The 12,309-nt window shown below is 61.5% G+C and carries 10 protein-coding genes and 1 pseudogene; 7 read left to right on the top strand and 4 right to left on the bottom strand.

Going from position 1 to position 12,309, the window contains the following annotated elements; all coding sequences use genetic code 11:
* Window positions 1-121: 121 nt before the first annotated feature.
* Both L8K08_RS07615 and L8K08_RS07610 read left to right on the top strand, forming a co-directional pair.
* Window positions 122-757, top strand: a complete 636-nt coding sequence (locus tag L8K08_RS07615) for a lytic polysaccharide monooxygenase auxiliary activity family 9 protein (RefSeq protein ID WP_145158819.1) — start codon at window positions 122-124, stop codon at window positions 755-757.
* A gap of 40 nt (window positions 758-797) precedes the next feature.
* Window positions 798-1,796, top strand: a pseudogene (locus L8K08_RS07610) (chitinase); the annotation flags it as partial.
* 267 nt (window positions 1,797-2,063) lie between these two features.
* Here L8K08_RS07610 and dsbG read toward each other — a convergent pair.
* The 3 genes from dsbG to dsbD are packed head-to-tail and all read right to left on the bottom strand — an operon-like array spanning window position 2,064 to window position 5,373.
* Window positions 2,064-2,825, bottom strand: coding sequence for a thiol:disulfide interchange protein DsbG (gene dsbG / locus L8K08_RS07605; RefSeq protein ID WP_106576498.1), 762 nt, complete (start codon window positions 2,823-2,825; stop codon window positions 2,064-2,066).
* Window positions 2,801-3,646, bottom strand: a complete 846-nt coding sequence (locus L8K08_RS07600; RefSeq protein WP_106576499.1) for a TlpA disulfide reductase family protein — start codon at window positions 3,644-3,646, stop codon at window positions 2,801-2,803. The genes dsbG and L8K08_RS07600 overlap by 25 nt, the downstream gene beginning before the upstream one ends.
* Window positions 3,646-5,373 carry a protein-disulfide reductase DsbD gene (gene dsbD / locus L8K08_RS07595; RefSeq protein ID WP_242195564.1) on the bottom strand — a complete coding sequence of 576 codons (1,728 nt, stop codon included), beginning with the start codon at window positions 5,371-5,373 and terminating at the stop codon, window positions 3,646-3,648. Before dsbD ends, L8K08_RS07600 begins: the two co-directional genes overlap by 1 nt.
* 177 nt (window positions 5,374-5,550) lie before the next feature.
* Here dsbD and L8K08_RS07590 point away from each other — a divergent pair, with 177 nt between their 5' ends.
* The 5 genes from L8K08_RS07590 to L8K08_RS07570 all read left to right on the top strand — a co-directional run bounded on the left by L8K08_RS07590 (window position 5,551) and on the right by L8K08_RS07570 (window position 10,841).
* Window positions 5,551-6,246 (top strand): response regulator transcription factor, encoded by a 696-nt coding sequence (locus tag L8K08_RS07590; RefSeq protein WP_106576501.1) that lies wholly within the window; start codon window positions 5,551-5,553, stop codon window positions 6,244-6,246.
* Window positions 6,246-7,565, top strand: a complete 1,320-nt coding sequence (locus L8K08_RS07585) for an ATP-binding protein (protein WP_242195561.1) — start codon at window positions 6,246-6,248, stop codon at window positions 7,563-7,565. Before L8K08_RS07590 ends, L8K08_RS07585 begins: the two co-directional genes overlap by 1 nt.
* 123 nt (window positions 7,566-7,688) lie before the next feature.
* A complete protein-coding gene (locus tag L8K08_RS07580; protein WP_242195558.1) occupies window positions 7,689-8,456 on the top strand; it encodes an N-acetylmuramoyl-L-alanine amidase in 768 nt (255 codons plus the stop codon).
* Between the two features lie 664 nt (window positions 8,457-9,120).
* On the top strand, window positions 9,121-10,533 hold the full coding sequence (locus L8K08_RS07575) for an aspartate aminotransferase family protein (protein ID WP_242195556.1): 1,413 nt from the start codon (window positions 9,121-9,123) through the stop codon (window positions 10,531-10,533).
* A gap of 83 nt (window positions 10,534-10,616) precedes the next feature.
* Window positions 10,617-10,841, top strand: a complete 225-nt coding sequence (locus tag L8K08_RS07570) for an MbtH family protein (protein WP_242195553.1) — start codon at window positions 10,617-10,619, stop codon at window positions 10,839-10,841.
* Between the two features lie 112 nt (window positions 10,842-10,953).
* Here the strand turns inward: L8K08_RS07570 and L8K08_RS07565 are convergent, their stop codons facing one another.
* The gene (locus tag L8K08_RS07565; protein WP_242195550.1) at window positions 10,954-12,300 is read right to left on the bottom strand and encodes an amidohydrolase; all 1,347 of its coding nucleotides are present in this window, start codon (window positions 12,298-12,300) and stop codon (window positions 10,954-10,956) included.
* Window positions 12,301-12,309: the final 9 nt, after the last annotated feature.

Genomic DNA, 12,309 nt, shown 5'->3' with positions numbered 1-12,309 from the left:
TTGCCTGATGGGAAGCAAATGAGTGAAAAACGGGCCTGTGGCAAAAAAAGGCAACTCCGTTAGGTTGAGGTTCTCTCCTTCAGGAAGGGAGAGTTCTTAATCACTATCAATGGAGTCACACATGAATAAACCACAAACCCAGACACCTCTTCGCCATGGTCGTGTCACGTCCCCTTCCAGCCGTGGCGCAGTCGCCGTGGATCTCGGCCTGCTGGCTACCTGGCAGGTCAATGAAATGGAGGGCGGCAAGAACTTTCCGGCACTGATTGCCGGTCCGTTCCCGGCGCCTTATCAAACCGACAGTGACAGCGTCACCCCACCCGCCGACGGCTTCATCCTCAGCGGCGGCAAGACCGATGCCCGTGACTGCATCAACTTCACCAACGAGGAAATGGCCAAGAAACTCAACCGTGCTTTCACCTGGCCGCTGCTCAATGTCGACCCGGGTCAGACCTTCAAGGTCACCTGGGAATACACCGCGCCGCACACCACCCGTGGCTATCGCTGGCTGATCACCAAGGATGGCTGGGATCCGAAACAGCGCATCACCCGTGCACAGCTGGAAACCCAGCCGTTCGCCGAAGACTTCTATACCCAGGTGCCGTACTTCAGCCATGCAGGTGAACTGAAGGCCAAGGTCAATCACGAAGTGAAACTGCCGGCCAACAAAAAGGGCAAGCATGTGATCGTATTGATGTGGATCGTCGCCAACACCGGCAACGCCTTCTATCAAGCCTTCGACGTGGACTTCAAATAAGCCCGCGCCGTTAAACCCATACGTTCTGAAGGATTAGAACATGACAAATATTGACTTCACCTCACTGAAATCGCCGCTGAACGATGTCGCTTCGCTGATGCCGAGCATTGCCGGCAAAAAGATCCTCATGGGCTTCTGGCACAACTGGCCTGCCGGCGCGAGCGACGGTTACCAGCGTGGCCAATTCGCCAATATGAACCTGGCGGACGTGCCGAAGGATTACAACGTGGTGGCCGTGGCCTTCATGAAAGGCAACGGTATCCCAACGTTCAAGCCGTACAACCTTTCCGACGCCGAGTTCCGCCGTCAGGTGGGCGTGCTAAACAGCCAGGGCAGGGCGGTGCTGATTTCCCTTGGCGGCGCCGATGCGCACATCGAGCTGCATAAAGGCAACGAACAGCCACTGGCCAACGAGATTATCCGCCTGGTGGAAACCTATGGCTTTGATGGCCTGGACATCGATCTTGAACAGAGCGCGATTGATTTCGCCGACAACAAGACTGTCCTGCCCGCCGCGTTGAAACTGGTCAAGGACCATTACGCCGGTGAAGGCAAACACTTCATTATCAGCATGGCGCCGGAGTTTCCTTACCTGACCACCGCCGGCAAATACGTCGGTTACATCCAGGCGCTGGAAGGCTATTACGACTTCATTGCCCCGCAGTATTACAACCAGGGGGGCGACGGGATCTGGGTGCAGGAGGCCAACAACGGCAACGGTGCCTGGATTGCCCAGAACAACGACGCGATGAAAGAGGATTTCCTGTTTTACCTGACCGAAAGTCTGGTGAGCGGAACGCGAGGGTTTACCAAAATCCCGGCGGACAAGTTCGTCATTGGTCTGCCGGCCAACGTCGACGCAGCCGCCACCGGTTATGTGATCAACCCCGCAGCCGTGACCAATGCATTCAAGCGTTTGGACGCCAAAGGGTTGTCGATCAAGGGCCTGATGACATGGTCGGTGAATTGGGACAACGGGATCAGCAAAGACCACGTGCCCTACAACTGGGAATTCAGCCGCCGCTATGGGCCGTTGATCACAGGCACTCATCTGTCTGGCCTCGGTGAGGATGAGGCGGATCTCGACGTCGCCAATCGGCAGTAGCGCAAAGAGACATCGGGCAGACGTGCCTGATCTCAAACAGCTATGTTTATGAGCTGATCGTTGGCTTTATCAAATAGAATCCGATGCCCTCTTTGGGCATCGGATTTTCTGCGTCAGGCTCAAGTTTTCATCCGGTTTTTATGAACTTGCTTTGCTCGTTTTCTGTTGCGCAAGCCCGAAACAGTCTTAGGGAAACGTCGATTACTTGGGTCCCAGAATCTTCGCCAGCTTGTCCGGCGACGGCGCGCCTTGCTGTTGCTGCAACCCGCCCTTGTCATCCAGATAGAAAATCGCCGGCGTCGCCGACAATTCCAGCTCTTCCATCAACTTCATGTTGGCATCGAGCTTGGCTTCGATGTCCGCCGGGATCTTGTCCAGCGCCTGCAATTTGCTGCCTTTGCCGGCGGCTTCGTGTTCTTCCAGGGCTTTTTGCGGGTCTTTGGCGGCGAACAGCGCAGCCGACTTGCCTGGGCTGTCCTCGCGGATAATGCCCACCATGATATGGCGCAACTGCACCTTGCCGGCTTTTACCCACGGCCGTGCCTGTTCCCAGAACATGTTGCAGTACGGGCAGTTGGGGTCGCTGAACAGGTAGACGATACGTGGCGCGTTTTTATCGCCGTCCTGAATCCAGTTGCTGTGTTCCATCTTGGCCCAGACCTCCTTGGCCATCGGCGCATACACCAGTTTTTCCAGGGGCGCGCTGCTCAGGTCTTTACCTTCGGCGTCGTACAGGTTGCCGGCAATCACACTTTTGCCGTCGGCGGTCAGGTACAGCGCCATGCCACGGTTCTGGTACTGCGCGGCGTAGCCGGTGAGGCCGCTGGGCGCATCGAACTTGCCGAGGATCTTGGCGCCTTTGGCTTCGATCTGTTTGATCGGTGCCGGCCAGTCTTCGGCCTGGGCCAGGGTGGCCGCGAGCGTCAGCGGCAGCAGGGTCAGCAGGTGGCGGAGGCTTGGCATGTCGGTTTCCTTTCAGGGGCGGTGTCGAAGGGTTCCATGGCACGGGCCAGGCTGGCTTGGGACAGCTCACCGAGGTGGCTGTTGATCAGGCGCCCATCGGCTTGGTAGAACAGCGTGGTCGGCAAGGCCATGGAGCCCACGGCCTGGCCGAGTCGGCCGCTGGCGTCAAACAATACGTTATCGAGGGTCAGGCCTTGGGTCGCGAGGAAGGTGCTGACGCTTTGCATGCTTTCGGCCTGGTTGACGAACAGGAAGGTCACGTCGGGGCGCTGGTGCTGGGCGCGCTCCAGTACCGGCATTTCCCGGCGGCACGGTGGGCACCAGGTGGCCCAGAGGTTGATCACCAGCGGGCCGCCTTTGTAGTCGGCCAGTTGCACCACGTCGCCATTGGCGTTGCGCAAGGTGATGTCCGGCAGTTGCGCGCCTTTGTCGTACAGGCTCAGCGATAAACTGGTCAGGCCCCAGAACACCAAGCCCGTGACCACCCCGGCGCTCAACGGTTTGCGCAGGGCAGGGCGGCGCCAGCCGTACAACAGTGCGCCGAGTACCAGTGCAATCACGCCGGGCCAGGCGAGGAAACCGCCGTCGCGCAGGTCGACCATCTGCAGGGGATCGCGGCTGTAATCGCTCCAGTACATCACGACAAAGCTGACGCGCGCGGCCAACATGCCCAACAGGAACAGGGTGAACAGCACCGATTCGGGGTTTTCGCCGCCACGTTTGGCCACCCGCCAGCCCACCAGGGTGGCGAGAATCAACGCGCTGATCAGCAGGATGTGATTCAGGGCGATGGCGAAGGTGCCGATGGTCAGGGTCAGCATCAGCGTGCGTCTCGGGTTTGCGTCCAGCGTTGCAGGAAGGCGGCGGCATCCACTTCGCCGGTGATGCGTTGGGCGCGACGTTCTTCACCGTTGGGGCCGATCCACACAAAGCTCGGTGGCCCCGGCACCTTGTAGCGACCCAGCAGCTCACGGCTGGCAGCGTTGTCGGCGGTGACGTCGAGGCGCAGCAGGCGCACATCTTTAAGGGCGTCCATCACCTCCGATTTGCCGAATACCTGTTTTTCCATGATCTTGCACGACACGCACCAGTCGGCGTAGTAATCCACCAGCACCCATTGGCCCTGGGCCTTGGCACTGTCGAGCTGGGTTTGCAGCACGGCCGGGTCATTGATGGTCATGAACGCGTCATGGGCGCTCGGTGCGGCGGCAGCCCGCGAGCCACCGTAGACTTTCAGCGGTTGCCAGAGGTCGTCGCTGCCACCGGCCGCGCCCACCACCAGTACTGCGCCCCACAGGCCCAGCACCAGGGAGCCTGCGCCAAACACTTTGGCCGCCAGCCCGTATTCGCGCGCCAGGCCCCAGCCGCAGTAAGCCATCACCAGGGCCAATACGCCCCACAGGCCGAGCCACAGGCTTTCGCCGACCACCGGGCGAATCATCAGCACTGCGGTGCCCAGGAACAGGAAGCCGAAGACGCCCTTGAGCACGTTCATCCAGGTGCCCGGTTTCGGCAGGAAGCGGTTGCCCACCGTCACCAGCAGCAACAGCGGGATGCCGATGCCGATGCCCATGGCGAAGAGAATCAAGCCACCGTGCAGCGCATTGCCGCTCTGGGCGATATACAGCAGCGCGCCGGCCAGTGGCGCAGTCATGCACGGCCCCACCAGCAAGCCGGAGAGCGCACCGAGCACGCCGGCGCCTACCAGGCTGCCGCCGCTTTGCTGACGGCTGACGTTGTCCAGGCGATCACGCAGGAAGGCCGGCAATTGCAGTTCAAAGAAACCAAACATTGGCAGGGCGAGGATCACAAACAGCGCGGCGAAACTGCCAAGAATCCACGGCGTTTGCAGCCATGCTGCGAGGTTGCCGCCGAGCAGCGCGGCCAGTACGCCCAGCGCTGCATATACCAGCGCCATGCATATCACGTAGCTGCTGGCCAGGGCGAAACCACGACGCGGGCTCGCGCCACTGCCGACCACCAGGCCTGCGAGAATCGGCAGCATCGGCAGCGAACACGGGGCAAATGCCAGCAGCAGGCCCAGACCAAAGAACACCAGCAGGCTCCAGCCCAGGCTGCGCTGTTGCAGGCCGCTGGCCAGGCTCTGGTCCTGGGCTTGTGCGGTGGCGGCGACGGCGGGGTTGCCGCCCAGGTCCACGGTGATCGACTGCGGCGGGTAGCACAGGCCGGCATCGGCACAACCCTGCCAGCCGAGTTTGACCTGGCCGGTAGCGCCGGCCGGAATCTTCACTTCCAGGCCCTGGCGATACACTTGCTGCTCACCGAAGAACTCGTCGCTGTGGGCTTCACCCTGCGGCAATACCGGCTTTTCGGCCAGGCCGTCGAACTTCATGCGTTGCTGGTACAGGTAGTAACCGTCGGCAATCTGCCAATACAGCTGGGTCTCGCCAGACTCCAGGCGTTCGGAGGTAAAGGTGAAGGCTTTGCCCACCGGGAGGAAATCGGGTTTGCTTTCAAAAGGGTTGCCCGGCGCGGCCTGGGCGAATCCCGCGAACATTACCAGTAGAAAGGTAAACAGATGCCGCATGGTCAAGCCTTAGTTTGGTGCAAGTTAGGGACACAATGTGTGGCGTTGATTAACCGATGATTAACCGGGGGCTATTCTAAAGTGAAGGGCGTGTCTGAGCGCGCCTCTTTTCACGGCATAATCGGCGCTTAATCCGCTGCACCTTTAATTCTCCCCATCTTTCATGAAGGGTTCACCATGCACGTATTGGTCTGTGAAGACGACGAACTGATCGCCAGCGGCATCGTGGCCGGCCTCGGCGCTCAGGGCTTTACCGTCGAACGCGTGGCCACGGCCGCGGCTGCACGGGCGATGCTCAAGGCGGCCACGTTCGACATCATGGTGCTCGACCTCGGTTTGCCCGACGAAGACGGCCTCAAGCTGCTGCAACAACAGCGCAGCCAGGGACTGGAGATTCCGGTGCTGATTCTGACGGCGCGCGATTCTGTGACCAACCGTGTCGACGGCCTGCAAGCCGGTGCCGACGATTACCTGCTCAAGCCCTTCGACCTGCGCGAGCTTGCCGCCCGCCTGCAAACCCTGCTGCGGCGGGTGGCGGGGCGCCGGGTCAACCTGATCGAACACGGCCGCCTCGCCTACGACCCCAGCAGCCGGGAAACCTTCCTGGGCGGCGAGCCGGTGGATCTTTCCCGTCGCGAACAAGCGTTGTTGCAGGCCTTGTTGCATAACAAAGGCCGGGTGCTGTCCAGCGAACAACTCAAGGACAGCGTCTACGGTTTCAACGACGAACTGGAAAGCAACGCCCTCAACGTGCATATCCATCACCTGCGGCGCAAATTGGGCAACGGCATCGTCGAGACCGTGCGCGGCCTCGGTTATCGCCTGGGCACGGCCGATGGTGGCGTGGCCGATGATGGAGAACACGCCTCGTGATGAGCCTGCGCCTGCGCCTGACATTCAAGCTGGGCGCTGCTTTCGTGCTGATCTGGCTGCTGGCGGCGGCCTGGATGCTCAACGATCTGCGCAACCAGATGATGTTCTCCCTCGACCAGCGTCTGGTGGCGTCGGCGCGCATGGTCGCGGGGCTGACCGAGCAGATGCCGGGCCTGGCCAGCGTGAGCGGCGGTACGCACCTGCGCACCGAGCAACTGAATGTGCCGGGTGGCATGGCCTGCCAGGTCAGCTCCCTGCGTGGGGAAATTCTGGCGCGCAGCCACATGACCCCGGATGAAGGCCTGGAGTCGCGCAAGAGTGGCTTTCGCGATCAAGTCATCGACGGCGTCGGCTGGCGCAGTTTCACCCTGTCCCGGGGTGACTTGTTGATCACCACGGCCGACCGCCAGGTGGAGCGCGAGGCGCTGAACCTGTCGATTCTGCTGGCGGCTTCGGTGCCGGTCGGCGTGGCCTTGCTGGGTTGCCTGTGCCTGCTGTGGCTGGGCATCGGCCAGAGCCTGCTGCCGCTCAACCGCATGCGTGACGCGTTGATGCGCCGCAGCGCCGATTCGCTCGAACCCTTGCAGATTCACCCTCTGCCCAGCGAGCTTAAACCGCTGCTCGACACCCAGAACCAACTGTTGCAACGCATCGCCAAGACCATCGAGCGTGAGCGCCGCCTCACCGGTGATGCCGCGCATGAGTTGCGCAGCCCGCTGACGGCGATCAAGACCCACCTGCAAGTGGCGCGCATGACCGACGGCGCCGCGCGCGACCAGTCCCTGGCCCACGCCGAGGAGGGCGCTGACCGCCTGCATCGCACCCTTGAGCAATTGCTGCTGTTGGCGCGGGTGGAAGGCAGCCTGTCGTTCGATGACGGCCTGCAATCGAGCGCCGAACAGGTCGCGCGGCTGGCGATCCAGGATGCCAACGCCGGCGACAACCGGCGTATCGACCTGATCCTTTCGGCCAACCTCACCGATACGCCGGTGGAAATGCCGGTGGCCCTGGCGGTCGCGGCCTTGCGCAACCTGCTGGATAACGCGCTGCGCCATACGCCGGGTGATACCCGGGTGGAGCTGAGTGTGTTCACCACTGCCGACACGGTGGTGTTCCGCGTGCGTGATCATGGCAAGCAGATTTCCAGTGAGGACCTGCAATACCTGACCCAACGCTTCTGGCGCAATGGCAGCAGCGAGGGCTGTGGGCTGGGTCTGGCGATTGTGCAGGCGATCGTGCAGCGCTGCTCCTGCTCGCTGAAATTCGACAGTCAGGCAGATGGCTTGCGGGTCGATCTGGGGATGCCGTTGCGGCGCTGAGCACTTTTCTTCAAGCACCAAATAGTTACCGCCCGCCTGACATTCTTCCCTTCAGGATGGCGGTAATTTTTTTGCGCTTGAGCGGGCTGAATGACTCGGCCTGTACTGAAAAGGACGGTTCTTATGTTGGTGGTCGATAGCAGTTTCCCCGCCAGGGGTTTCAATGAACGTAACGCTGAGCCCGTGCGGCAGGTGGTTTTGCATTACACCGCGGCGCCTTTTGCTTCATCCCTGCGTACGCTCACGCAAGAGGGTGTCAGCGCTCACTACTTGCTGCCCGATCCGGATGACCCTGGCTACCGCGCCACCGGCCATGACGAATTGCGCGTGTTTCGGCTGGTGGACGAGGATAAGCGTGCGTGGCATGCCGGGGTCAGTCATTGGGGTGGGCGGGATGATCTCAATAGCCGGTCGATTGGTGTCGAGATTGTTAATTTGGCGCGGGATGAGGGCGGCGTGTTTACGTTTCCAGCGTATGGCGAAGAACAGATTGATGTGTTGATTGCGTTGGTTCGCGATGTGCTTGGGCGCTATCCGCAGATTGGGCCTGCCGATGTGCTTGGGCATTCGGATGTTGCCTATTGGCGCAAGAGCGATCCGGGGCCTCGGTTGCCTTGGCGGTGTTTGTTCGAGGCAGGGGTTGGGGCCTGGTTTGATGAGGCGACGCGGGGCATGTATCAGCGGCGGTTTTGTCTTGGGTTGCCGCCGGAGGTTGAGGTAGAGCGGGCGTTTCAGCGGTATGGGTATAAGCCGGCCCAGAATCGCCGGGCGTTTGAGCTGCGGACGCGGGCGTTTCAGATGCACTTTCGGAGTCGGGATTATGGTGGGGTTTTGGATGGGGAGACGTGTGCGATTTTGTATGCGTTGAATGATCGGTATCGGGGGATTTGAGCGCTTTATTTGGGGGGGCATATCCGTTGCTGCGGTAACGGCCACTGGCGGTTCCGCTCTTACAGCGGGTCACTTTTGGCAAACGCCCGGAATGCCGGCCCAGCCAAAAGTAACCAAAAGGTCTTTGCCCCACCACTCGGTGCCTCGCTTAGGCTCGGCATGCCTGCGTTCGGCCAGCGTGGTTGACGGGGCCTGTCAGATCAAAAGCAAAAGCACGGCGGCCTGGTGCCGACCTGAGTGGTAGAAGCAAAAGCACAGCAACACACCTCTATCTGATGCACAGAGATCCAAATGTGGGAGCGAGTACAGACCACCAGCACCGCACTGCTTTGCTTTTCTGTGGGAGCTGGCTTGCCTGCGATGCAGGCACCTCGGTCCATCAGGTACACCGGGTTGATGCCATCGCAGGCAAGCCAGCTCCCACCTTTGATTGAGTCCCAGCTTCCAGAATCAGGCCGCCTCGCTTTCGCTTTTGATCTAACCACTAGGCCGCCGTAAGGGCGAAACCCCTGCCCGCCATCACCAAAAAACCGGATATGCCCCACCTCAAAAAACCACAACAAGCCTAAATCCCCCACCGCCTGGTGCGTCTCCAGAACATGAAATCCGCGCGCGCGCGGATCGCCAGTTTGGTCACCCCACCCGCGTATTGAGGGATCGAGAGATGTCAGTCGCTACCAGCCGTATCGGAGACGCCCCGGTGCACGCCAGCCCGGCGTGCGCAGAAACACTCTACCAATTTGAAGAAACCCCGATACTGGCCCGCCAACGCCAGCAGGAATCCAACGCCCGCAGCTATCCTCGGCGTATCCCCCTGGCGCTCAAGCGTGCCAAGGGCATCTATGTGGAAGACGTTGAAGGCCGTCGTTTCATCGACTGCCTGGCCGGCGCTGGCACCCTGGCGTTGGGCCACAACCACCCGGTGGTGATCGAAGCCATTCAGCAGGTTCTGAGCGACGAACTGCCGCTGCACACCCTCGACCTGACCACTCCGGTGAAAGACCAGTTCGTGCAGGACCTGTTCGGCCTGCTGCCGACCGCACTGGCACGTGAAGCGAAAATTCAGTTCTGCGGCCCCACCGGCACCGATGCCGTCGAAGCCGCACTGAAGCTGGTGCGCACCGCCACCGGGCGCAGCACCGTGTTGTCTTTCCAGGGCGGTTATCACGGCATGAGCCAAGGCGCGCTGAGCCTGATGGGCAGCCTGGGGCCGAAAAAGCCCTTGGGTGCTTTGCTCGGCAATGGCGTGCAATTTCTGCCTTACCCTTACGACTACCGTTGCCCCTTCGGCCTGGGCGGCGCCGAAGGCGTGCGGGTCAACCTGCATTACCTGGAAAACCTGCTCAATGACCCGGAAGCCGGCGTGTTGTTGCCGGCGGCAGTGATTGTCGAAGTGGTGCAGGGCGAAGGTGGCGTGATCCCGGCCGATCTCGACTGGCTGCGCGGCCTGCGCCGCATCACCGAGCAAGCCGGTGTGGCGCTGATCGTCGATGAGATCCAGAGCGGCTTCGGGCGCACCGGCAAGATGTTTGCCTTCGAGCACGCCGGCATCATCCCGGATGTGGTGGTGATGTCCAAAGCCATCGGCGGCAGCTTGCCGCTGGCGGTGGTGGTGTATCGCGACTGGCTCGACACTTGGTTGCCGGGCGCACATGCCGGAACATTCCGTGGCAACCAGATGGCGATGGCGGCGGGCTCGGCGGTGATGCGCTACCTCAAGCAACACGACCTGGCCGGCCACGCCGCCGTCATGGGCGAACGCCTTGGCGAGCACCTGCGCATTCTGCAGCGCGACTTCCCGCAGTTGGGGGATATTCGTGGACGTGGGCTGATGCTCGGCGTGGAACTGGTCGACCCGAGCGGCGCCGTCGATATCCAGGGCCATCCGCCTGTACATCGCCAACTGGCGCCGCTGGTGCAGCGCGAATGCCTCAAGCGTGGCCTGATTCTGGAGCTGGGCGGCCGGCACGGCAGTGTGGTGCGCTTCCTGCCGCCGCTGGTGATCACCGCTGCCGAAATCGACCGCGTTGCCGAGATCTTCGGCCGCGCCCTGGCGGCAGCGGTCGCCAACCTCTAATTTTTCGCACGCTTGGTACGTTTCTACAGATATCAGCGCTGCGCGTGGTGCGCAGCCAGTTCTATGAGCGATGGAGAACAGCAATGACCTCAGTATTTGACCGCGACGACATCCTGTTTCAGGTAGTGGTCAACCACGAAGAGCAGTATTCCATCTGGCCCGACTACAAGGCCGTGCCGGAAGGCTGGCGCACCGTGGGCAAGAGCGGCATGAAAAAAGACTGCCTGGCTTACATCGAGGAAGTCTGGACCGACATGCGCCCGCTGAGCCTGCGCCAGAAGATGGATGGCGCTACGCTGGCGGGCTGACACGCTGCAATCCAATGTGGGAGCGGGCTTGCTCGCGAATGCGGTGTATCAGCTAGCCCATTCAGTGACTGGCGTACCGCATTCGCGAGCAAGCCCGCTCCCACATACAGCCTTACTGCGGCGTATGGGTGTACAGATAATCCGTCGCCAACGAAGCCAGCGTCCGCACGCCCACCACCAGCGCCGACTCATCCACAAAGAAGCCCGGATTATGATTCGGCGCCGCTTTGCTCATGTCCTGATCCCTTGGCGTCACCCCCAGAAACACAAACAACCCCGGCGCTTGCTTGGCATAGAACGAAAAGTCCTCCGCGCCGCCCACCAATGGGGCCTGCACCACATCATCCTTGGCCGCCCAGCGCAGGCTAGGCAGCATGCTCTCGGTCAGCGCCGGGTTATTGATGGTCGGGTCGTACTTCTCGATGATCGTGACTTCGGCCTTGGCGCCGCCACTCTCGGCGATTTTCTCTACCGTCTGGCGCACGTCGGCGTGCAGCTTCTGACGAATGCCGTAGTCGTAGGAGCGAATGGTGCCGCTCATGTCCACCGACTCGGGAATGATGTTGTAGCGCGTGCCGCCGTTGATGGTGCCAATGCTCACCACCGATGGAAATGACGAGATGTCGGTGCGACGGCTGACCACGGTTTGCAGGCCGACAATGGTCTGCGCGCCGACGGTGATCGGGTCGATGCCGTCCCAAGGGCGGCCGGCGTGGGTCTGTTTGCCAAGGATCTTGATGCGCAGGTCATCGGAGCTGGCCAGGGTCGGGCCCGGGCGGTAGGCGATTTGCCCGGCAGGCACGCCGGCCCACACATGCAGGCCGAATACGGCGTCGGGCTTGGGCGCTTGCATCACGCCTTCCTGAACCATCATCTTCGCGCCCCAGGTGTTTTTGCCGTCGGGGATAAAGTCACTCGGGCCTTCTTCGGCCGGCTGGAAGTAAAACACCACCGTGCCCGGCAGACGGTCGCGCATGCCGGTGAGAATCTTCGCCGTGCTCAGCAGGATCGCGGTGTGGGCGTCGTGGCCGCAGGCGTGCATCACGTCGACTTCCTTGCCCAGGTAGGTGCCCTTGGCTGTGGAGGCGAACGGCAAGTCCGAGACTTCCTTGACCGGTAACGCATCCATGTCCGCGCGCAGGGCCACGGTGGGGCCGGGCAGTGCACCTTTGAGAACGGCGACGACGCCGGTGCGGGCCACGCCGGTTTTCACCTCAAGGCCCAGGTCGCGCAGTTGCCTGGCAACCAGTTCGGCCGTGCGCGTTTCGGTGTTGCCCAGTTCGGGGTGGGCGTGGATATCGCGGCGGGTTTCCAGTAACGCCGGTTCAAGGATTTTTGCCTGCGCGGCGATTTCCTCCCGGGCGCTCTCCTGGCCGCTGCTGGCGGCAATCACTGCACTGCTGGCTAGCCCGCAGAGCATTCCGAAAACCCATGGGTGTGTCAGACCGTTCAAACGCATAAGTACCTC

It is taken from the genome of Pseudomonas sp. TREG-RG-20F-10-E-6-01 (genome assembly GCF_022662455.1).
In the GTDB taxonomy this organism is placed as follows: domain Bacteria; phylum Pseudomonadota; class Gammaproteobacteria; order Pseudomonadales; family Pseudomonadaceae; genus Aquipseudomonas.
The sequence above is the reverse complement of the archived record's forward strand: the minus strand, read 5'-3'. Positions and strand labels throughout refer to the sequence as shown.

Bases quoted from the DNA above. Each gene is read 5' to 3' on its own strand.
- L8K08_RS07570 (WP_242195553.1), top strand. From the start codon at position 10,617: ATGACCTCAGTATTTGACCGCGACGACATCCTGTTTCAGGTAGTGGTC.
- L8K08_RS07580 (WP_242195558.1), top strand. From the start codon at position 7,689: ATGTTGGTGGTCGATAGCAGTTTCCCCGCCAGGGGTTTCAATGAACGT.
- L8K08_RS07590 (WP_106576501.1), top strand. From the start codon at position 5,551: ATGCACGTATTGGTCTGTGAAGACGACGAACTGATCGCCAGCGGCATC.
- L8K08_RS07600 (WP_106576499.1), bottom strand. From the start codon at position 3,646: ATGCTGACCCTGACCATCGGCACCTTCGCCATCGCCCTGAATCACATC.
- L8K08_RS07615 (WP_145158819.1), top strand. From the start codon at position 122: ATGAATAAACCACAAACCCAGACACCTCTTCGCCATGGTCGTGTCACG.
- L8K08_RS07565 (WP_242195550.1), bottom strand. From the start codon at position 12,300: ATGCGTTTGAACGGTCTGACACACCCATGGGTTTTCGGAATGCTCTGC.
- L8K08_RS07575 (WP_242195556.1), top strand. From the start codon at position 9,121: ATGTCAGTCGCTACCAGCCGTATCGGAGACGCCCCGGTGCACGCCAGC.
- dsbD (WP_242195564.1), bottom strand. From the start codon at position 5,373: ATGCGGCATCTGTTTACCTTTCTACTGGTAATGTTCGCGGGATTCGCC.
- dsbG (WP_106576498.1), bottom strand. From the start codon at position 2,825: ATGCCAAGCCTCCGCCACCTGCTGACCCTGCTGCCGCTGACGCTCGCG.
- L8K08_RS07585 (WP_242195561.1), top strand. From the start codon at position 6,246: ATGAGCCTGCGCCTGCGCCTGACATTCAAGCTGGGCGCTGCTTTCGTG.